This window comes from Bacillus sp. 103mf, assembly GCF_900116295.1.
Taxonomy (GTDB): Bacteria; Bacillota; Bacilli; order Bacillales; family Bacillaceae_G; genus Bacillus_A; species Bacillus_A bruguierae.
This window is the reverse complement of record NZ_FPAF01000007.1, coordinates 142,716-167,983: the sequence shown is the minus strand read 5'-3', so window position 1 is coordinate 167,983 and position 25,268 is coordinate 142,716. Positions and strand designations below refer to the sequence as shown.

The 25,268-nt window shown below is 32.5% G+C and carries 3 protein-coding genes; all 3 read right to left on the bottom strand.

Annotated features, from left to right (window positions below; translation table 11 throughout):
• A partial coding sequence (locus BM350_RS17080) for a condensation domain-containing protein (RefSeq protein WP_139232927.1) occupies nucleotides 1-1,841 on the bottom strand: 1,841 nt, incomplete at its 3' end.
• 18 nt (nucleotides 1,842-1,859) lie between these two features.
• Nucleotides 1,860-9,593 carry a non-ribosomal peptide synthetase gene (locus tag BM350_RS17075; protein ID WP_244548032.1) on the bottom strand — a complete coding sequence of 2,578 codons (7,734 nt, stop codon included), beginning with the start codon at nucleotides 9,591-9,593 and terminating at the stop codon, nucleotides 1,860-1,862.
• Between the two features lie 16 nt (nucleotides 9,594-9,609).
• On the bottom strand, nucleotides 9,610-25,164 hold the full coding sequence (locus BM350_RS17070) for a non-ribosomal peptide synthetase (RefSeq protein ID WP_090916528.1): 15,555 nt from the start codon (nucleotides 25,162-25,164) through the stop codon (nucleotides 9,610-9,612).
• Nucleotides 25,165-25,268: the final 104 nt, after the last annotated feature.

Sequence of the window (25,268 nt, the reverse complement as noted above, 5' to 3'; positions counted from 1 at the left end):
ACATATACCATATCACTTCCGTGATAATCTAAATCTAAATTAGGAACCGAGTTAACAACTGGCACTGATAACTCATCCTCGATTGAGACTATTTCAACATCTCCTAGACGAGATTCAAGCTCATCTTTCAAATGTCTTTGCGTTAAAACAAGATTCGTTTGACTATCTTCTATTAAATAGTTAAAACGTTCAGTTGGATCATCCGGCTGGATTGGTAAATACGCCCCGCCCGCCTTTAAGATGGCAAGCAAACCAATCATCATCTCAGGAGAACGATGTACGGCAATTCCTACAATTTGATTCTTTTCGACACCTTTTCCTCGCAGTACTCGGGCAAGATGGTTAGCTTTCTCATTTAATTGACGATATGTCAGCGTGCTTCCTTCAAATCGAACCGCAATATGATCTGGTGTTTTCTCCACTTGTTTTTCAAACAATTGATGAACCGTTTCATACTTAGGATACTCATAAGCTGTACGATTAAAGTCTTTCAGAAGAATCTCTTGTTCTTCTTTAGACACAATTTTCATATCCGAAATAGCAATATCGGGATTTTCTATTATCTGTTGTGCAATTCTCCTAAAATGCTTTGCTATCATTTTAATTTTGCTTTCCTTGTAAGCCAATGCATTGTAACTAAATTTAACACATAACTCTTTACGAGGAATAACAGAAATAGTACAATCATAATTCGTTTGTTCGAAACCATCCATATCTAAAACTTCAAAATTTTCCTCATAACTCCCATCTAATTCATCATTTCCTGGAAAGTTTTCAAATGCCATAATATGATGAATTAAATTATTTTTTAGAGGGCTAACATCTTGTATATCCGCTAAAGAAATGTAACCATACTCATTAGCATTTATCATATTTTGATGTACTTTATTTAATAAACTTGAAAAAGTTTCTGAAATTCCACTTTGTACTACTAAAGGAATCGTATTAATAAATAAACCGACCATATTTTCAATTCCTTGAATTTCTGAAGGCCTTCCAGAAATCACTGAACCAAAGGCTATACAATCTGTATTGTTGTATCTTTGTAATAGGACTCCCCACAATGTATGTACAACTGTACTTAAAGTTACCCTAAATTTCCGAGCAAGTTCTGTTAATCCTTCTGTCATTTCTTCACTTAAAGACATCGTATAATTTTCTAACATGTACCTATTATTACTACTATTACGTAAACTTGAAGGAAGTAAGCTTTTTTCCTCAATATCACTAAGATGATTTCTCCAATAAAACAATGCCTCTTCTTTATCCTGTTGCTCTAACCAATTTATATATCCTTTATAAGGAGAAACAGGTTCTAGAAGAACCGGTTTCTCCTTAAGAAGTAATTCGTAAACTTCAAATAAATCTTTTAAAACAATGTCTACGCACCAACCGTCCATTATAATGTGATGAAAGCTTAAAACAAATTTACAACTTTTATCATTCATTATAAGAACAGAAATTCTTAATAAATCATCTGTAAGTAAATTGAATCCTTTTTCTTTATCTTTTTTCAAGAACTGTTCAACAGATAATTTACATTCTACGTCATCCAGTTTTGAAAAGTCTTCAAATTGAATATGAGGAATTTTTTCTTTAAATACAACAAACTTCGGCTCCTCAATATTCTTGTAAAATATATTTCCCCTTAGATTTTCGTGGCGGTCAAACAGGATTTTTAAGCTTTTTCTTAATACTGTCATATCTAGTGTTCTATCTATCGTACAACTAACTTGTTCAAAATAAGCAAATGATTCTTTATCCATTAGCTCATGAAATAATATTCCGTTTTGCATAGGTGTCAAATTAAATACACTTTGTACTTGTAATTTAGGAATCAAACAATCCACCCCACATTTTTAATCATTATAAAAATTTAAAATACTATTTAGGTCTTCTATTGATAGATCTGTATTGCCAACATCATTAGGTGTTAGTTCCTTTTCAGTCCTATTCGTACAATGATTAATCACTTCCAACAAACGGTGAATAAATTCATTTGCCAGTTTCATAATATCTTCTATTGAAAATTGATACTTATTAAATTCAATTTTTATAAGTAATGAATCTTCTTCAACACTCCCATTAATATCTAAAGCAAACGGTGCCATAGCATTTGGACTTACAGATTTTCCTGTAGATAAATTTGAATTTACAAATATATGCGATTTAGTTTCTTGCTCTATCTGACCATGGTAATTAAATCTAATTTCTTGTCCTATAGCTTGATTTAATGTACTTGGATTTATATATCTGTAAATACCATAGTCAATTCCTTTATTAGGAATACGACGTAAACTTTCTTTTATATGTTTAATTTGATACGATAAATTTTCGCTAAACTGCATATCCAAATGAATAGGATACATTGTTGTAAACCAACCAACAGTTCTTGTGACATTCATATCCTTAAATAACTCTTCTCTACCATGCCCCTCAAGAGTAATGGTAAAATCAGATCGATTAAAACTACTCTTAAGAGCCATACCGAGTGCAGTTAATAATAAATCGTTTATTTCTGTCCCGTATGCATAATGTGCCTCACTCAATAAAAGATCCGTTTCCTTTTTGGATAAAGCCACTGTAAATTGGTCCATATTTTCAAAAGTTCGTTCTTTATCTGATACAGTTTTAAATAGATTATGATATGTCTTATTTTCACTACTACTCCAATACCCTTTATGTTTTTTAAACTCGTTTGTTTGAACATATTCATAAATTTCATTAACCCAATCTTTCCAAGAATTTGTCTTATCTTGAAAAACAATATCTTTTCCATTCACCCCTTGTATATAACCACTCTCTAAATCTTCTAGAATAACTCTCCAAGATATACCATCTATAACTAAATGATGAATAACTATTAATAGATAGTCCCCTTTTTCTGTTTGGAACACCTTCGTATGCACCAAAGGCCCCTCATATAAATTTATTTGTTTTTGAGTTTGATTTGCTATACGCTCAATTTCCTCTAAATAGTTACTATCTTTTCTTAAATCTACTACTTCATATGAATACGCAGTATGTGTAACATCATTTATTACACCTATATAATCTTTTTCTTCTATCTTATAAGTTGTTCTAAGAGCATCATGATGTTCTACCAATTTGTCGAATACTATTTTTAAAACATCTTTTTCTAAATTCATTTCACTGTAGAGCATAACAGATTGGTTCCAATGTTCCATATCTTCACATGACTCTTCAAAGAACCATTTTTGAATTGGTGATAGTTTAACCTTTCCTGTAACTATTCCTTGTTCGATTTTACGACGCTCTTCTTTTATATAAGGCGAAAGCGCTGCTATAGTTTGAAGTTGAAGAAGATCTTTAATATTTATTTTTAAATTATATTTATTTAATCTCGTTGCAACTTGAATTGCCTTAATTGAGTCTCCTCCTAGTTCAAAGAAATTATGATGAGTTCCAATTTCTCCATCATAATTTAGTACTTCACTCCAAATGTTCACTAATAATTCCTCAATCTCATTTGCAGGTGGCACATAATTAACAGTAACCTTTAATTGTCCTATTGGATCTGGCAAAGCTTTACGGTTTACTTTACCATTTGATAGAAGCGGCATTTGTTCTAGTTGAATATACAATTTTGGAACCATATACTCAGGTAATCGCTTATTTAAATAGTTCCTAAATGCTATTTCTGAAATTGGTGTATGACTTACAATATATGCACATAATATTGGACTTTCATTTTTATTTTGTTTAGCTAAAACTACAGTTTCTTGAACCGTCTCATGTTGTAATAACGTTTGTTCAATTTCTCCTAACTCGATACGATGGCCTCTAATTTTCACTTGGTGATCAATACGCCCCAGATATTCAATTTCTCCATTTTCTTTCCAGCGTACAAGGTCACCTGTTTTGTACATTTTTTCCCCTTCAACAAATGGATCATTCACAAAAGTCTTCGCTGTTAATTCTTCCCGGTTCAAATATCCTCTTGCGAGACAATCGCCTGCAATGTGTAATTCACCGGAAACCCCAATTGGTACAACTTGTTTATGCTGATCAAGAATATATAAACGAGTATTGTCAATTGGTCTGCCAATTGGAATTAAATCTGGTACAGCCTCATTTTCAGTAGGACAGTCATAATACGATACATCTACTGTTGCCTCAGTTGGCCCATACAAGTTATGCAATGTTGTTCCACATTCATGATGCCACAGATTATTGAACCGTTTTACATGTTCTGACATCAATGCTTCTCCACTGGCAAAAACATATCGTACACCTTTTAACCGTTTTGCCGTACCGCTTTCTTTCACGTACTCTAAAAATACATTTAACATAGACGGTACAAAATGAAGAATGGTTACTTTACTATCTTCAATAGTTTTTGTAATAATAGACGGATCTTTCTCACCACCTGGAGGTAAGAAGCTAACTGATGCACCTTGAAGCGCCCAAGCAAATAGTTCCCAAAGAGAAACATCAAAGGTATACGGTGTTTTTTGTAAAATAATATCATTTTGGTCGAATTGATACGCATCAATCATCCAATTCAAACGATTAATAAGTGAGGCATGTTCGACCATAACACCTTTTGGTTTTCCTGTAGATCCTGATGTATAAATGACATACATCATATCATTTTCATGATAATCCAAGTTTAAATTTTGGCTGGATTCAACAGTTGAAACTAACAACTCATCTTCAATTGAAACTATTTCAACATCTCTTAGACGAGATTCAAGCTCATCTTTCAAATGTCTTTGTGTTAAAACAAGATTCGTTTGGCTATCTTCTATTAAATAGTTAAAACGTTCAGTTGGATCTTCCGGCTGGATTGGTAAATATGCCCCACCCGCTTTTAAGATGGCAAGCAAACCAATCATCATCTCAAGAGAACGATGTACGGAAATTCCTACAATCTGATCCTTAGCCACACCTTTTCCACGTAGTACCCTGGCAAGGTGATTAGCCTTTTCATTTAATTGACGATAAGTCAACGTGCTTCCTTCAAATCGAACCGCAATACGATCCGGCGTTCTCTCTACCTGCTTTTCAAACATTTGATGAATCGTTTCATTTTTTGGATAGTATTTATTTGTCCGGTTAAACTCCCTAATAAGAGTATTTTCTTCTAATAATGACACCATATTAATTTGGTTAATCTTAGCATTTTGGTTCTCTAATAACCTATCTAAAATCTGCATGAAATGATTAGCCATTCTTTCCACACTCTGTGGATAAAATAACGCGGAACTATATTCAAAACTTAATTGTATTGTTTCATTATCCTCAGCTGCACTTAATGTTAAATCAAATTTAGATACTTCAGGATTGTAAGAAACTGGCGTAATTTGTGTGCCGTCTACTTTAATTTGCTGATTTCCTTCTTGCATAACAAACATCGTATCAAAAATTGGATTTCTATTAATATCTCTTCGCAAATCTAATTTCTCTACTAACATTTCAAATGGATACTCTTGATGTTCAAATGCTGATAAAGTATTTTCTTTTACTTCTAATAAAAACTCAGTAAAAGTCTTTTGTGCAGAAGGAAAATTTCTTAGAGCTACTGTATTAATAAATACTCCTATTGTATTATTAACTTTTGGATGCCTTCTCCCTGAAACAGGTGAGCCTATAATAATATCTTCTTGTCCTGAATATTTAGATAACAATACGTTATATGCTGTTAAAAGGACCATATACAGTGTCACATTTTGTTCCTTCATTACTTTACTAATTTTTTCTGTTATCTTTTTATCTAATATTCTAGTAATTGTCGATCCTTTAAATGTCTGTAGTGTCGGTCTGGACATATCCGTTGGCAAATTTAGAATCGGAATTTCATCTTTAAAAATGTTCATCCAATAGTTCTCTTGCTCTTTCATTCTCCCCTTCTCTACCTCTTCTATTTGCCATACTGCATAATCTTTGTATTGAATTGATAAAGGTTCGAGAGAATCACCACTGTATAATTTGTTGAATTCATTAACTAAAATTGATATAGATACACCATCAGAAACAATATGATGCATATCAATTACTAATAAATGCTTAGTTTCTTCAAATTTTATTAACGTTGCTCTTAGTAAGGGCGGAACTTCTAAATCAAATGAATGTATACAGCTTCTTATCTCATCCTCTATCATTACTTTTTCTAGTTTATTTTTTTCAGATATCGTTTTGTAATCTAATTCAAATTCAATATTCTCATGAATTTTTTGTACTGGTTGCCCTTCATTCCAATGAAAAGAAGTCCGAAATGCTTCATGTCTATCTACAATTTTTTGCAAAACTTCTTCAATTCGGCCTTTATTAATTTCACCATGAATCATTAGAGCTGCAGGCATGTTATAGGATAATTCAGTATCTTCTAATTGCGTTAATACCAATTGCCGTTTTTGTGAAAATGATACTGGATAATAACCTCTACCATCACGAATTGGATTAATTTCACTATATGCTAAACTTTGATCTTGTTTTGCTATTAAAGAACTCAGATCTTCAAGAGTTGGGTAGTCAAATATATCTTTTAATTTAAGGTTGATATTAAACTCACTATTAATTGCTACTAACAATAAAGTTGCCTTTAAAGAATGACCACCTAATTCAAAGAAATGATCTTTTATTCCAATATGATTAATATTTAAAACATTTTCCCATATCTTTACTAATCTACGATCTATTTCATTACTTGGCGGAACATAAGTAGTACTACTTACTACTTGCTCTGGTTTTGGTAACGCCTTACGATTTAATTTTCCATTTGATAAACGCGGTAATTCATTTAATATAATAATATGTGTCGGCACCATGTACTCTGGCAAAGAAAGCCTTAAGTACTCTTTAACCGCTTCAGGTTCTAAATCAAATTCAGTTACCAAGTATGCACATAAATACTTTCCTAATTTGTAATCATCATATGCAACCACAATAGCCTCTTTGATATTCCGATTATTCAGTAATTTAGTTTCAATTTCTCCCAATTCAATTCTAAATCCTCTAATTTTAACTTGGTGATCCATTCTACCTAAATATTCAATATTTCCATCAGGTAGCCAGCGAGCTAAATCCCCAGTTCTATATATTCGTTCATTTTCGACAGGTCCTAATAAAAACTTTTCTTCAGTTAATTTTCGATTATTTATATATCCTCTTGCCAAACCTACTCCAGCAATACAAAGTTCCCCCGGGATACCAATAGGCAATAATTTCCCAGCTTGGTCTACAATGTATAAACGAGTATTATCAATTGGTTTTCCAATCGGTACTATATTAACATCACCAGTTATAGGACAGTCATAATAAGTAACATCAATTGTCGCTTCTGTAGGACCATATAAATTATGCAACCTTGTCCCATTTTCTTCATATAATAATTTGTTAAATTGTTCAACATGAACTGGTAGTAACGCCTCACCACTTGTAAAGACTCTCCTAATACTGCGAAGTTCTTTACATACTCGCTTAGCCTGAACATAATCTAAAAATACAGATAGCATGGACGGAATAAAATGTAAGTTAGTTACTGAATACTTATTTATTGCTTGTACAATACTTTCTGGATCCTTCTCTTCTCCTGGTGCTAACATACATAAAGTTGAACCGCTTAATGCCCATAAAAAAAGCTCCCAAACTGAAACATCAAACGTATAAGAAGTCTTCTGTAAAATCACATCTGTTTCATTTAGTGGATATTTTTTTTGCATCCAATTTAGACGATTGATTAACGATTTATGTTCAATCATTACACCTTTAGGTCTACCAGTTGAACCCGAAGTATATATAATATACGCCAAATGATTTGGAGAAGCTACTGGCTCTAAATCAAGAGTATTATAACTCTTATCCTTATTGATATTAATAATATCTAATTGATTATCATAACCTCTTACTTGGCTTACAAACTGCTGTTGAGCTAATACCACTTTCGCACCACTATCTTGTAAAATATATCGAATCCTATCTACTGGATCATTCGGATTAATTGGTAAATAGGCAGCTCCGGCCTTTAAAATAGCCATTAACCCAATCATCATTTCACATGAGCGTGTTGTTGCGATTCCAATAACTTGATCAGCCCCTACTCCTTTTTGTCTTAGAATGTGAGCAAGATCATTTGATTTTTCATTTAATTCCTTATAACTAAGCTTCTCTTCTCCGGATACTATAGCAAGTCGATCAGGCATTTTCTTTACTTGTTCTTCAAAGAGCTGATGAATCATTTTGTCTTCAGGAAAACTTGTACTAGTGTTATTAAAATCGCATACAATAAGCTGTCTCTCTTCAAGATTTATCATATGAATATCTTCTAGCTTTATCATTGGATGCTCTGCAACTTGAAGGGCAATTTCTTTAAGATGAGATTTCAATGTTTCAATATGCTCTTGACTATAAATATAAGCATTGTATGCAAACTTAATCGTATATTCCTCTCCAGGTATAACCCCTATATTAAAATCATAATTAGTTTGTTCAAAACCATCCACTTCACCAACTTGAACAATTGTCTCTGTACCTTCACCTGATATCTCTTCAGATACTGGATAATTCTCAAATGCAATAATGTGATGGATCAGATCGCTTTTTATAGGACTAAGCGCTTGAATATCTGCAAGAGAAATATAATGATTCTTATTTGCATTCATCATTGTTTCTTGAACATGAAGTACTAATTCAGAGAAAGTATTAAGGTTTCTAGCTTGTACACGTATAGGTACTGTATTGATAAATAGCCCTACCATATTTTCAATACCTTCAACCTCAGGTGGTCGTCCAGAAACTACTGATCCAAAAACAACATCGTCTGTATAATTATATTTTTGAAGTAATATAGCCCATAAAGCATGAAAAACAGTACTCATAGTAACTTCATTATATTGAGCAATTTGAGTTAATTTGGAACTTAATTCCTTATCAAATGTAAAAATATTATTTTCTAATTTATATTCGGTAATTTTATTTAGTTGATTATTACCTGAAATTGTACTCTTACCTGTTACCCCCTCAAGATTCTGTTCCCAGTATGCTTTAGCCTCCATTTTATTTTGCTTTTCAAGCCAATGGATATACTCACTATATGGATAAACAGGATCCAAATTTAATTCCGTATTCTGCTTCATCGCCCTATATATTTGAAATAAATCTTTGATAACTGTTCCAATACACCAACCATCCATTATAATATGGTGAAAGCTAAGGATTAGCTTGCAACTGCTTTTATTTAAATCTAATACTGACATTCTAATTAGAATGTCCTTCTCAAGATCGAAACGATCTTGTCGATCTTGAGAAGTAAAATTTTCTATATATTTATCTTGATCTACCTGCGATAAATATGAAATATCCTCATATTTAACGTCTACGTCCCGCCCCTCCAAAATAATTTGGAGGGGTTGTTTCGTTTCTTTATATACAAATAAAGTTCGTAAAGCATCATGTCGATTAACTAGCAATTGAAAACTTTTCGTAAATAAATCTAAATCTAGCTTTTCTTTGATTGTAATAACAGTCTGATCAAAATAGGCTTCAGATTCATTATTCAACATGTCATGAAATAGTAGCCCTTCCTGCATAGGAGTTAATGGATAGATATTCTTTATAGCTACCTCGTTCAATGTGCTAACCACCTTTTTAAGATTTTAGTTTTAGAGACAATTTATTAGCAAGGTTCCCTAATTCCTCAATAGATAATTGATTATAGGTAAAATCTGTTGGTGTCTTTTCTACAGCTGTCTTATTACAACAATGATTAATAATTTCAATTAATTTTTGCTGATACAACTCTACAAGTTGTTGAACAGTACTCTCTTTAAATTCTTTTGTATTGTAATTAAAAACAACAGTTAACTGCCCATCTTTAATCATACAATTAATATCTAAAACAACTGATCTAACAATATCCTTACCAATTTCTTGACCACTTGAGATATTCGAATGGTTAAATAAACTTGTATTTACGTCCGTATCAAATTGACCAAGGTAATTAAAACTAACTTCTGGTTTTTGGTTTAACTCTACTTTAGCTGCTTCATTCAAATATTTCAGTACAGCGTAACCGAACCCTTTATTAGGGATGCGCTTAATACTATCCTTCACCTGCTTTATTTGGTAAGAAAGTTCCTTTTCCACATCTATATCCAGTAATACCGGATATAAAGACGTAAACCATCCAACTGTTCTAGAAATATCAATATCTTCTATAAAGGATTCTCTCCCATGACCTTCTAAGTAAATTAATGTTTGTCCAGATTTTTTCCACTCCGCCATACTTAATCCTAATGCAGTTAATAAAATATCACTGATTTCTGTGTTATATACTTGATGAGCTTCATTTAATAGTTTTTTAGTGTATTCATTATCTAAAGTAAATTCGATATTTGAACTTACACCAAAAGTATCATCTTCTGCATATTTATCTTTTTGAATTAAGTGAGCTGGATCTTGTTGAACATTTAACCAATATTCTTTTTCTACTAAAAGTTCTTCACTTGTAGCATATTCATAAAGGTGATTTGCCCATTTTTGATATGAGTCCGTTTTTGGTGGTAATTGAATTTTATTTCCTGTAATCAATCCTGTATACAGGGATTCCAAATCTTGTAATATAATTCTCCACGATACACCATCTATTACAAGATGATGAATAACAATTAATAAATGATCTCCATCACTTGTTTTAAATAAACCCACTTTCATCAATGGACCTTCAAAAATGTTTAAACTACTTTGTATTTGATTTGCCTCTAATTCTATTAATCCATCAACATTATCATAATCTTCAAAATTCTTGACAATTAAATCTACAGTAATATTATCTATACCTGTATTCGTTTGTTTAAATAAACCACTTTCATTTTCATACTTCATTCGCAATGCATCATGATGTGTTAATAGTTTTTCAAATACAAGTTTAATGTAATCTTCATTAAAACCTTCGGAATTAAATAACATTACAGATTGATTAAAGTGATTCAGACTTTTTCCCTGTTCTTTAAAAAACCTGCTTTGTATCGGAGACAGAATCACGTCTCCTTCAATAGGACCTTGATTTGGTATTCTTGCATTTTTTTTCACGTATAGTGCTAGATTTTGAATCTTTGGGTTTTGGAATAAGTCTTTTAACGTTAATTCGTAACCCTTAGCCTTTAGTTTTGAAATAATTTGCAAACCTTTTATTGAATCTCCACCTATATGAAAGAAGTTATCATGAGTCCCTACTTCTGATATATTTAAAACTTCTATCCAAATTTGCGTCAATAATTCCTCCATCTCATTTTTAGGAGATTCATAAGAGACTACACTATCCGTCCAATCAAACTTCGGCAATGCTTTTCTATTCGCTTTACCACTAGAAGCAATTGGGACTTTGTCTATTTGCATTAATTTAGTCGGAATCATATATTCAGGCAATTGTTTTGCCAGCGCTTCGAGAATTTGTTCTAAATCGATGTTTTTCTCTCCGACAACATATCCAAATAAGAACGTAGTACCATTTATTTCTTGAGTTGTTACAATCGCTTCGTTAATTTCTTCAAATTGTTCTAAATAAAATTCAATTTCATTTAATTCAATTCTATATCCTCTAATTTTAATTTGAAGATCTGATCTTCCGAGATATGCAATATTTCCATCCGGCAAGTACTTTGCTACATCACCCGTTTTATACATTTTTTTATAGCCTTCTGTTCCATAAGGGTTTTCAATATAGGCTTCCCGTGTAGCTTTCTCATTATTTAAATACCCAATTGCAAGTGGTTCACCTGATATATATAAATGCCCTGGAACACCCACTGGTACGCGTTTTAAATATTGATCTAGAATATAAATCTTTGTATTATCTATTGGTTTACCAATTGGAATTTTATCCTCATGACCATTAACTTCATAGAATATACAACCAATACTCGCTTCCGTAGGACCATATAAATTTGTAACTTTTACATGTGGAAATACCTTAATAAAATATTGAACAGTCTTAGGTGTAATTTCTTCTCCCCCAATAATGACTTGCATAAGAGATTTTAACTTCTCATGAATAACCTGATTTTTTTCAAGTTGACTTACTATCGTATTGAACACAGATGGTACAAAATCAGTCATTGTAATTTTCTGTTCATGTACAATTGAACAAATGTAATCAGCATTTAAAGTATCTTCCTTATTTGTAAGAGTTGTCTTACCACCATTCATCAACGGCCAAAAAATTTGCCAAACTACACTATCATAAATATGATCAGTTGTTTGAAGTACGCTTTTTGCCGATTCAATACCATAATAATCATTCATCCAAAGTAAACGATTTATCACACCTCTATGCGGAACAATTACTCCTTTAGGCTTTCCTGTTGAACCAGAAGTAAAGATGACATAGAGAGGATCCTCTTTATCTACTTCTACATCAGGATTTTTATCTACTCCTGAAAAGTTTTCCAATTGGATATAATAAAATTCATATGGTAGTTCCCCATTAACATTAGTTAACTTTTCATTTGTGATAACCACTGGACTCTCTAGTTCTTTTAAAACATCTATTTTGCGATTAATTGGCCAGTTTATGTCTATAGGTGCAAATGCAGCACCTATCTTCATAACCGCTAACATTGATACAACTACTTCAAGGTCCCTGTTCATAATAATTGGCACTCTATGCGATGCATTAATCCCTTTACTTAGGAGCAAGTTTGCTAGTTCATTGGCATAATCATTGAGTTCTTTATAAGTTAATTTTTTATCTTCAAATACTACTGCAATCTCCTTAGGGTTATTTCGTACTTGCTCTTCAACATAGTAGTGTAGTGGTTGACTTTCCTGACGATCTTTAAAAGTATTATTAAATTTGAAATCCATACTCGCTTTCTCTTTATTATCCAAAATTTCTATTTGTGAAAGCTCTGTATCTCCTTTTAAGATTACTTCCCTTAATACCTGAATATAGTGACGTCCAAGCTGTTCAATAGTCTCTGACTTAAATAATTTTGTGCAGTATTCAAATTCTAAATAAATGTCATCAGCTTTTTGCTCTGCATTTAAAACAAAATCAAATTTAGAAATATTTGTTTTAAATTCATACGGTTTAATACTTAAATCTTTTGTATCCCATTGCTGAGAATCCGTATTGAAAAACGAGAACATTGTATCAAACAGGAAATTACGACTTAGATCTCTCGTTAATCCTAATTTGTTGACTAAATTTGAAAAAGCATAGTCTTGATGATCTAAAGCGCCTAAGATTGTTTCCTTTACTTCTGCTAGGAAGTTATGAAAAGATTTATTTGCCATTGGATAATTTCGAATAGCTAATGTATTTACAAATAAACCAACAATACCTTTTGTATCTTCATGCATCCTTCCAGCAGCAGGAATTCCGACAATAATATCCTCTTGGCCGGTATACTTAGAAAGTAAAGTGTGATAAGCAGCTAGCATAATCATAAATAACGTTGTATCAGTTGTCTCACTTAAGGTTTTTAAACCTTCTTTTATATCATCTGGTAACATAAATTTGTACGTGTCACCTTCAAAACTTTGCATTTGAGGTCTCAAATAATCAGTCGGCATATCCAATATTGGAATTTCGCCTTTAAACTGATCTAACCAATATCTTTCTTTTTCTTGTATATCATTTTGTTCTTTAGTGTTAGCCCAAGATACATAATCTTTATATTGTACTCTTAACGGTGGCAATTCTTCTCCATTGTATAGTCGGCTCCATTCAGAAATAATTAAATCCACCGATATGCCATCTGCAATAAGATGATGCATATCTATATTGAGCAAGTACTGACCTTTTAATTTAATAAGTTCTACACGTAATAGTGGTGCCTGATTCAGATTAAAAGGACGAATAAATTTACGAACTAAAGGCTCTAATTCATCCGCATCATCAACTTCTAAATAATCTATTTTAAAAGTAATATTCTTAGATATTCTCTGAACTGCTTCTCCATTTACATAATCAAATTCTGTGCGAAAAGCATCATGTCTCTCCACTAAAGTGTTAAATACTTTCTCTACACGCTCTTTATCTACTTCTCCTTCAAGAATCAGTGCCGCCGACATATTATAAGCTAAACCAGTTTCATCCATATTCTGAACTGCAAGCAATCTTTCTTGAGAAGAAGAGACAGGATAATACTCCTGCTCCTCCATAACTTCCATTGGCTGGTATTTAGTCTTTTGTGCTTTTGATACAACATCTAAATATTGATTAAATGTTGGCGCTTGAAATAACTCCCTCGAAAGCAATTCTATTTCAAACTCTTGATTTACCTTAGCCGTAAGTAACGTAGCCTTTAAAGAATGCCCACCTAATTCAAGAAAATGGGTATCTTTTTCTAAATGGTCTATATCCAATACTTCTTTCCACACCTCAACTAATTTAGCCTCAATATTATGGGATGATGAGTTCTTATCTTTTTGTTCTAATGATTTTATGTCTAACTGACTAAGTGATCTTTTATCTATTTTCCCATTTGGCGTTAATGGTATATTACTAAGGAAAATAATATTAGTTGGTATCATATACGTAGGTAGTTTCGTCATTAAATATTTCTTCAACTCGGCCTCTGATAGAGGATGAACAAGTACTACATAAGCCCATAATTCTGTATCACTGCTACTTTCCTTTGCTAGAACTACCGCTTCCTTAACAGCCTCATGTGTCATGATTACACTCTCAATCTCAGAAGGTTCAATGCGATGTCCTCTAATCTTAACTTGTTCATCAATTCTACCTAAATATTGAAATGTCCCATCAGATTGTTTACATACTAAATCGCCTGTACGATAAAGTTTTGATTTTTTATAGCTTGGGTGAGCAATGAACTTTTCGTTAGTAAGCTGTGTATTATTTAAGTACCCTCTAGCAAGTCCTTTTCCTCCTACACATAATTCACCTGGTACATTTTCTGGTTGAACTTGTAAGTGTTCATCTAAAACAAAAATATCAGTATTGTCAATTGCTTTCCCAATATTATTAAGCTCTTTGCTACTCATATTTCTATTAAAAGTAGTAATAACACTATACTCTGTAGGGCCATATTCATTAATTAATTCAATATGAGGTAACTTTGTTTCACTACGTTCTAATAATTGTTTACTTATTTTTTCTCCACCTAAAGTAATAGCACGTATTGATTTAGCTTCTTCAACTGTTAGGGCCTCTAAAATTGCTACATAAATCGAAGGTGTGCATACTATATGCGTCACTTCTTTATTTAAAATTAGTTTTTTTATTAAAACGGGCTCTCTAACTTCATCATGAGTTGGTAGAATTACTGTTATACCTGACAATAAAGGAGTAAATAACGCTGAGACAAATGCATCAAAAGAACTGGACACAAGCGGCATTACTTTATCCGTTTTCTTAAATGCATACTCTTCTTTTCTCCATAGTAATGTGTTGGTAATTGCTGATTGCTCTATACAAACCCCCTTAGGTAGACCAGTAGTTCCAGAAGTATAGATAATGTATGCCAAGTGACTAGGTTCATAAGTCACTTGTAAATTAGCTGTTTTTTCTTCCCTGAACCAAGATGAATCCGCTATATTTAATACCTTACAAGATAAATCTTCTATATCTTTAAATTGATCCTGTACAATGATAAAATCTGCTTTACTTTCTGAAAGCATATGTTGCATTCGCTCTTTAGGAGTATTAGGATCAATAGGTAAATATGCGGCGCCTGCTTTTAACACACCTAACGTACTAATTAAATTATCAATCGAACGCTCTTGTATAATACCTACTACGTTTTCATTACTCACTCCACGACTTGTTAGAGCGTTTGCAATTTGATTTGCTTTTGCATTTAATTCTTGATACGTCATATTTTGACCATCAAATGATACTGCAATTTGATTCGGGCTTTTCTCTACTTGTAATTGGAAAAGTGATTGAATCGTCATGCAATTTTGTTCTCCTATTTCCAGTTTATTATGCAATTCCTCAATAGTAGATTCACTATTAACAGCAATTGATTTAAGTAAGTACTTGTACTGCTCCATTAAATTATTTATTGTTTCATCCTTAAATAACTTTGAAGAATAATTCACTCTTACAGCGTAATTTCCTCTCCACTCGTCAATACTAAAAATCAAATCAAATTGCGTTACACTTGGAATAATTTCACTAGGGGAAAAAGTGATACCTTTAGCTTCTTTCTCTCCCATATCAAAGTTCTGCATAACAAAAAGTGTATCTATAAGTTGCCCCTCACTTAAATCAATTTCTCTTCTTAAGTTCTCAACTAACTCTTCATATGGATACTCTTGATTTTCAAATGCTTGAATACAATTTTCTTTCATTTCATTTAAGTATGACAAGAATTCTTTTTGAATATTCGGATTACTACGAATGACTAATGTATTGACAAACATGCCAATAATACGTTCAAAATCCAAGTGTGTTCTTCCAGCTGCTACCGTTCCAGAAGAAATATCTTGTTCTCCTTTTATTTTAGATAATAATATATGGTACGCTGCCATAAATACCATGTATAGTGTTGCACCATTTTTATTAGCTATCTCTTGTAAACAATTAATAACTTCTGAATCTAAATCATATTTTAATACTGCCCCTTCAAAATCTTGAAATTTTGGTCTTGCAAAATCAGTTGGCAGTAATTTATTTGGTTGCCAGTTATCCTTTAATTTATTTACCCAATATTCACCTTGTTTCGCTTTTTTATCATGAAAAAACTTAGAATTTTGCCAATGAGCAAAATCTGTATATTCTATTTTACATACAGGTAGTACTTTCCCTTTATATAAGTCTATTAATTCTTCTATAAAAATTGACATTGAAACCCCATCAGCAATAATATGATGCATATCTAGCATTAGAACATATTGCCTTGGATTTATACAAAATAATTCTACTCGAATTAAAGGCGCTTTCTTCAAATTAAATGGTCTTGCAAAATGAGTAACCACCTGATTTAATTCAGATTCATTAATATTAGTCACTTTAATATCAAATTCTATGCTCTTATCTATAATTTGAACAATACGATCTCCTCTAACTTCAAACGATGTTCTAAACGATTGATGTCTTTCTAACAATTCATTTAATACTGCTAGAAAATGAGTTACATCTAGCTCTCCGCTAATATCTACCCTACCAGTGATGTTATATGCTGTACCACCACCCATATCATTCATAATGAACATCCGTCTTTGAGCTGCGGATATATCAAAATATTCCCTGTCCTCTAAATGAATGATCGGTTGATATATATCCTCTTTGGCATCATCTATAAACTCAGCAAGTTCTTTTATAGTTTGAGCCTTAAAAATTGTACTAATTGGCAACTCTTTTTCAAACTTACCTTGTAATCGCGCAAGTATAGTTGTTGCTTCTAAAGAGCTCCCACCTAAATTAAAGAAATTATCATCCTTACTAATATCATGAGTCTTTAACACATTTCTCCAGATTTCTAGTACAGCTTGTTCAGTCTTTGTTAATATTTCAAATTCAATAGATTTTGCTTTATTTCTTAATGATACAAGCACCTGTTCATCAATATCTCCGTTTTCTTTTTTAGGAAATGTATCAACAATTATTATCTCCTTAGGTACATAATATTCAGTAATTTCATCTGACAATTGTTTTTTCAAATGAGCAGCATCGCTATTACTATGGCCTTTAACAAAAGCTATTATTGCTTTCTCTGTTTCATTATCTTCTATATATTCCATGACATACGCTTGTTCTATTTCTTCTTTAGATTCTAAATAGGACCGTAGATTACTTAAATAGACGTTATGCCCTTTAATCAACTTGCGCTCTTTTACAGATCCCATATGAATAAATTTACCATCCTCATTATATAAACCTAGTAAATCAGTAGATTTCATTTTATTAGGTTGATGTTTATCCGCTTCATAAAGTTCACCTACTACACCGACTAAAGATGGGTTTCCATATTGATCTAATAAATGAGTGCCGCTTTCCAACTTATCCCGATTTCTTAATTCTTCATTTGTCAAGAGGGATATATTAGATATCTCTTCATTGCTTTCATTTATTAAGCTCTCAATTAATTTAGTAAAATAGTTTTTCCAACATGAAAGTATTCCTGGTGTCACAATATCCGTATTTACATCAAAGTCAAAGCTCAGTTCACCACTTTGTTCCATAACATTTAAGAAAATATCGTATTTTGAACATTGGATTACAGAAGGAATTACATTTACTATTGACTCATGAAAATATAACTGTTTTAATGGTCTATCCATGTTAAAAACGGCGTTAATTTCCGGTGCTATAGCATTCTCAAATTGTTCTGCTAAGCTAGCAAACGAGAAATTTTGAAACTTATTCATTTCTTTCATAACTTGTTTCACTTTAGATAAATAGTTAGTAAAGATCTCTTTCTCACTGATTTCAGTATAAATAGGTAATACATTTACACAGTTCCCAACTAATAGATGCTCGTCCATTTGTGCTTGTCCTGATGTTGGGACTCCAACAATCAGCCTTTTTTCCCCTGTTAAACGGTGAAGTAACACTTTATATACCGCTAGTAAAGTTACAAATAAACTATTGCCTTGTTGAAGGCTAAACTCCTTTAATTTCTTTGTTAAGCTTGGACCAATTTTTAAACTTTCCCTTTTTCCTTTAAAATTCTTCTTTATGATTCCACCGTGTGTAGAGGGTAAGTTCAATCCTATCGGTGATGCAGGTAACTTATTTTCCCAATAAGATAACGCTTCTTTACTTAATAAAGATGATAATTGTTCTTTTTGCCAAGAACTATATTCTTGAAATTGAACCGGGCTTGATAGTAAAACATTTCTTTCTCCTCGACAATACGATGTATACAGCTGCTCTAACTCTTTTACAATTAATGCAATTGACCAACCATCAATGATAATGTGGTGAAAAGAAGCAAATAGTGCATAATGATTATAGTCCAGCTTCACAACGTGCACTCTGAACAATGGTTTTTTACAATCAAAATCAAATGGAGCAAGCCCCTCTTCCTCAAACCACTTCTTTAATCCCCTACCTTGAGACTGCGATTCATTATTTGATAGATCTGTAAATTCAACAGGAATGTTGATACTTGATAAAACCTCTTGATATTCACCGTTCAAATCAATAACTGAGCGCAGTGCTTCATGACGCTCGACGATCGTTTCAAAGGCTTGATTTAAAATATCTATTTTTACTTCACCTTTAATTTCCAAGGCAACAGTTTCTATAAAAGCAGATGAATCAGATTCTCTAGCATTAACTGCAAACCATACTTGCTGCTGTTCTTTTGTTAATGGAATAATTTTATTTTTTTTGTGAGCATTTTCATCAAAAACGTGTTCATTTTTGCTTTCCTTCATATTCTTCTTAGGAAAAAAACCGATATCTTGTAATTCCTTAATTGTAGCTTCAACTGCTTGTATTATACGATTTATATCATCATCAGTATGGGCAATCGATAAAAAGCAGTTTCTGCCTTCCCATATATATATACCTTTATCAAGGAGTAAGTAAAAGAAAAGTTCTATATCACCAAAAGATACAAATCTAAATAATGATCCAAAGTTAACCATATAAATAGGAATCTCATTTTGTTTAAATACTTGGTTGAGTCTTTCTATTAACTGTTCACATCTTTGATTTAGTTTCTCCTGTAATTCATTTCCATGTTGCTTCATATACTCTAATACTTGAATAGCGGCATCCATAGTGAGTGGATGTGTACAGAATGTTCCCCCTACAAATGTCTTTTTATCCGCATTTACCGGATAAGATTCATCACCAAAATTCCAAGAACCTCCGTCTATTCCATCCATAAAATTAGCTTTTCCAGCAACAATTCCAAGAGGTAAACCACCCCCAACTATCTTTCCGTAAGTTACTAAATCCGCTTCGATATCAAACCACTTTTGAGCTCCGCCTAAATGAATTCTAAAACCAGTAATGATTTCATCAAAAATCAGTGCTGTGCCTGAGTTTCGTGTGATATCTCTTAGCTCTTGTAAAAATTCTTTTGGTTGAAGGTCTGGTCTTCTACTTTGGACCGGTTCAACTAAGACTGCTGCAATATCATGGGCTTGTTCTCTAATAATATCTAGAGATTTTGGATTGTTATAATTTAAAATAATTATATCTTCCATCATTCCAGCAGTTACGCCTGGAGCCATCGGCAATGCGTTCCCTTCATCACTATTCGGATCGGAAACTGCTAGTACACCATCAAACGTACCATGATACGAGCCTGCAAACAGAACGATCTTAGAACGACCCGTTTTTGCTCTTGCCAATCTCAAAGCTACCATAACTGCCTCAGTTCCTGAATTGTAGAAAGCTACGCGTTCAACACCAGTTAATTCACTAATTAATTGCGCCACTTTCCCTGCAGTATTAGACATAGGGCCTAATGGAGGGAAATCGGTATCAATTTTTCGCATTAATTCACGGTTTATAAATTTTGGATTATGACCAAATAAGTTAACTCCAAACCCCATAGTTAAGTCAATGTATTCATTTCCATCTAAATCCCACATTTTAGACCCAGATGATTTCTCTGCGATAATTGGATAATTTAATTCTTTCCAATAAGAACGAAATCCAGCAACATTTCGATTATTAGCATGTACATAACGAGTCTTTTGAGTATATTGTTTTGATTTTTCTGTACGTTTTGTATAATTTTCAATAAATTTATTAAGAAATTCCTTTTGCTCTAGTGTAAAGTTTCCCTCTTCTTCAAGAATGAGTGGCTGATACGGAATAAATGGCTTAGACTTTTCCTTCTCAATTACATTAGTTAGAATTTTTTTTTTTCTAGTTACCTCATTCCTTTTTTCAGAAGTTGGAATTTCTAAACTTGTCGCAACTTGCTCATATGCTGCAGACTCTACCGTTGTACGCTCAAGCCCTAGATATTGTAATTGCTGATTAAAAAGATTTGTCATGTTTTGTTGCTGCTGATTAAGTGTTGCAATCTGTTGACTTATAATCTCTCCCATTACTGAATTTTGAACGAACTGTGGTTTAGCCATCTGCTCAACTGGCTCTTCTAATTTATTAAACATTTCCATATCTTTACTATTAGTTTTTGATTCTATTATTTTCACATGTGGCTCAGATTGATTGACTATTGTTGCACCCGAATTAGCAATGAACATAGATAATTTATCCAACGTCGTAAGTGACTCAAAGAAATTTTCAACTGGAATTTCAATGTTAAATTCTTTTATAATCTCTTTTCTCACTTGAGTAAGCATAATTGAATCGAGTCCCATTTCTAAAAAATTACTCGCTTTATTAATCTCATCCAGCGAAAAGCCAGTTGTTTTTTGTATGATTTCTTTTAATACGGACATAACACGATCAGTTGATATCATATCTGGCACCTCTTCTGTTTTTACTATTACTTGCTCTTCTTGTTCAACCCAACATCTCTGTTGATCAAAGTGATAAACTGGAAGAGAAATTCTTCTCCTTTTTTGACCATCATTATATATATGTTCCCAATCTACTTCTTTCCCCAAAATATATAACTTACATAAATACGTTATAAACTCTTTTCTATTATTAGAATTTATTTTGCTCTTCTCTATAAGTCCATTTGTTTGCTGTAGTAAATCATACGACTCATTATCTACAGTTAATACATTAGTATACAGATAAGTATCTTCACTTCCTTGAATAAAGGAAGTCAACTTATTTATTAGTTCATCAATATTTTTCACCATGATTGCTAATCTATACCGCTCATGCCTTCTACCTGTATTCAACGTATAACATACATCCTCAAGAGACACTTCAGTATTCAAAAGAAGATATTCAACATGCTTTTGAGCCATTTTTTTCAAAGTAGCTACTGAGTGTGCAGATAAAGTGTACATATTTTCTAAATCCGCATTTTTTTTGTCCACATTTTTATCTTTTATAAACTCCTCTAAAACTATGTGACAATTCGTTCCACTAAATCCAAATGAACTAACTCCACATCTACGTGGATGGTCACTTGTTTTCCACATTGTCGGCTGTGTTGGAACGTATAATGGCGAATCTTCAAAATGAATTTTTTTGTTTGGTTTATTAAAATGAGTTAATGGTGGTATCATCTTATTTTTCATACACAATATAGCTTTTATTAAACCGGCTATACCCGCACACTCATAAAGATGGCCAATATTTGCTTTAACTGAACCAACTGCACAGAATTGCTTTTGATCAGTAAACTGTTCAAAAGCTCTTTTAATCCCTTTAATTTCTATCGGATCACCTAAAGAAGTACCAGTTCCATGAGCTTCTAAATATCCAATAGTCTTCGGATCAATTCCAGAATTTTTCCAAGCTTGGACAATAAGATCACCTTGAGCTTGAGAGTTTGGTGCTGTAATTCCAACGGTCGTCCCATCTTGATTAATAGCACTTCCTTTAATTACAGCATGCACATGGTCACCATCTTCAATTGCCTTTTTCAGTGGTTTTAATAATACAGCCCCTACACCTTCACCAAGCCCTGTTCCATCCGCTTCATTATCAAAAGGTCGAGCTCGCTGATCTGAAGACTCAATTCCAATTCCTACTTCCATAGGTAAAATTGTTGTTTTTACTCCTCCAGCTAAAGCAACTTCGCACTCTCCACTTAACAAACTTTGACAAGCTGAGTGAACTGCCACTAAAGAAGATGAACAAGCAGTGTCAATTGTCATCGCAGGACCTTTAAAATCTAATAAATAAGCAATTCGGCCAGAAATAATAGAAGCTAAGTTACCAACTGCATATTGTGCTAAAGATTCCGGATTATTTTCTGATAAAAGACGTTCATAGTCATATCCATTTTTAGAAAAACCTACAAAAGTACCTACAGATTTTTTTGAAAGCTTTCCTCCACCATATCCTGCATCTTCTAACGTATTCCAAGCTATTTGTAAGAATAGTCTTTGATTTGGATCCATCAAACTAGCTTCTTTAGGGGTCATATTAAAAAACGAATAATCAAACTTATCGATGTCCTCTAAGTATCCCCCTTCTAATAAGGTAATATCTTCTGTTCTCCAACCTAAACTACGAATAAAATGCTGAGTATCTTTAAGTCTTTGTGACGAAAGGGAATCAATGCAATCTTTTCCACCTACAATATTCCTCCAAAAAGTATCAATATTGTTCGATTTTGGAAACAACCCAGACATCCCAATTACAGCGATATCATCTTTAATACGCTTCTCTTTTTGTCCCTTCTTTTCTTTCTGTCTATCGCCTTCCAATTTCTCTATTGATTTAGTTAACAAGCTAATTGTTGGATTTTCAAAAAAATCAGACACTTCCAGACTAATATTAAGCTCATTTTCAATTGCTTCTGCAATTTGGACAAGTTGAATAGATGATATCCCCATTTCAAAGTATCTTCCGTTCACATCAACCTCATTCATTTTCAAAACACTTAAAAAAACTTGTTTTATTCTTTCTATATCAATCTTCTTATTACTCTCCGTCTCTTCCTTAAATTGCTCATCATTACTTGATATTAATTTTTTTAAATCATTAGAAATATCTTCATATTTTTTCTCTAAATAATCCTTAGCTAATTGATAACGTTGTACTTTCCCACTAGTAGTCTTTGGGATTTGCCTAATTGGTATTACATCAGAAATTTTCCATCCTGTACGTTCATTAATATAGCTACGAATCTCTTTTGCTAAATGTATAAAGTTATCTAAACTATTTTTATATAGAACAAAAATCACAATATCGTCTACTTGTGTTTCAGAATTCCTTACACCACAAGCAACTACCCTTCCCAGTTCAATTCCTTCAATATCTTCTGCAATTCTCTCAATATCATGCGGATAAACATTTTGTCCATTAACAAATATGACATCTTTCGCCCTACCTGTTACTACAATCTCCCCTGAACTTATATATCCTAAATCACCAGTTCTAATCCAACCATCACTTGTTATCACTTCTGCTGTAGCTTCTGGATTATTATAGTAGCCTCTCATTACATTTTTCCCTTTTATTTGCAAATTACCTAAAACATTTTCAGGTAATACTTCTTCGTTTTCATCACATACACGTACTTTACAATCATTGATAGGGAATCCTTCTTTCACAAATACTAGTCCCTCTTCACTCTGTGGCTTAACTTCCTCAACTTGTCTACCTACTTGCAAAATGTGCCTATTTAGATAAATCTTATCAAAGTGATAACGACCAATTGAAACTCCAACCGAAGCTTCAGCCATTCCATAACCCATATGCATTGAATCTTGCCTTAATCCGTATGGTTCAAGATATTTTAAAAATTCATCAACAAGATCAGCATTGATTGGTTCGGCACCATTTAAAATCACTTTCACACTAGATAAATCTAAATTCTCTAGTTTCTCTTTGTTTACTCTTTCTAAAAAATATTTATAGCCAAAGTTAGGAGATGAAAGAATAGTCGCCTTATGATCATGTGCTTTTGTAATCCAAAGCAAAGGTCTTCTTATAAATAGTGCAGTTGGCATCAAAGTCTGATTTACACCAGCAACAATAGGAGCAATATGAAAAGCGATTAACCCCATATCATGAGTCAACGGCATCCACGTTAAGAAACTATCTTCTATACCTACCTCCAAGCGAGCATTAAGTGCCTTTGTATTATAAATAAGATTTTTGTGCGTTAATGTTACCCCTTTAGGTAAACCTGTTGAACCTGAAGAAAATTGAATCATAGCAATATCTTCCTGATTTGCCTGATTAATACTAGCTTCTACGGTAGAATCGTAAAATTCTTCAATTAGAATTGCTTTTTGATTAATTTCATTTATAATCTCAATATCATCTAACTCTTTTGTATAAAAAAAGAGTTTATCTATAATTTGTTGAGTTGTAATAATATGAGGGTTGTTCATTATTTTCCATATATTAAACAATTTTTTTCTATGAATGCTATTACTCCCTACCGTAACAGGAACGGCAATAATTCCCCCAAGAATACATGCCCAATATACTGTCGAAAAAGCTCTTTGGTCATTTTCATTAATTTGAAATACAAGTTCATCTCCTGGCTTTAATCCTCTTAATTGTAAATTTGCTAGGACATTCATTGACTCCATATACAATTCACGATAAGATAAAAAAGTTTCTTCTTTTCCATTTTCTACAAAAGTAATTCCAGTTTTATTTTCATTTTTCAATCCCACTATGACATCTACTAAAGTTTGATTAGCTAGCAATAGAAATACACTCCTTAATTAATATTTCAAATATAGCCATTGTATTAAGGAAATATTCTTTAAGTGCCTTCTTGTTATAATCATACCGATTTTAATCATGACAA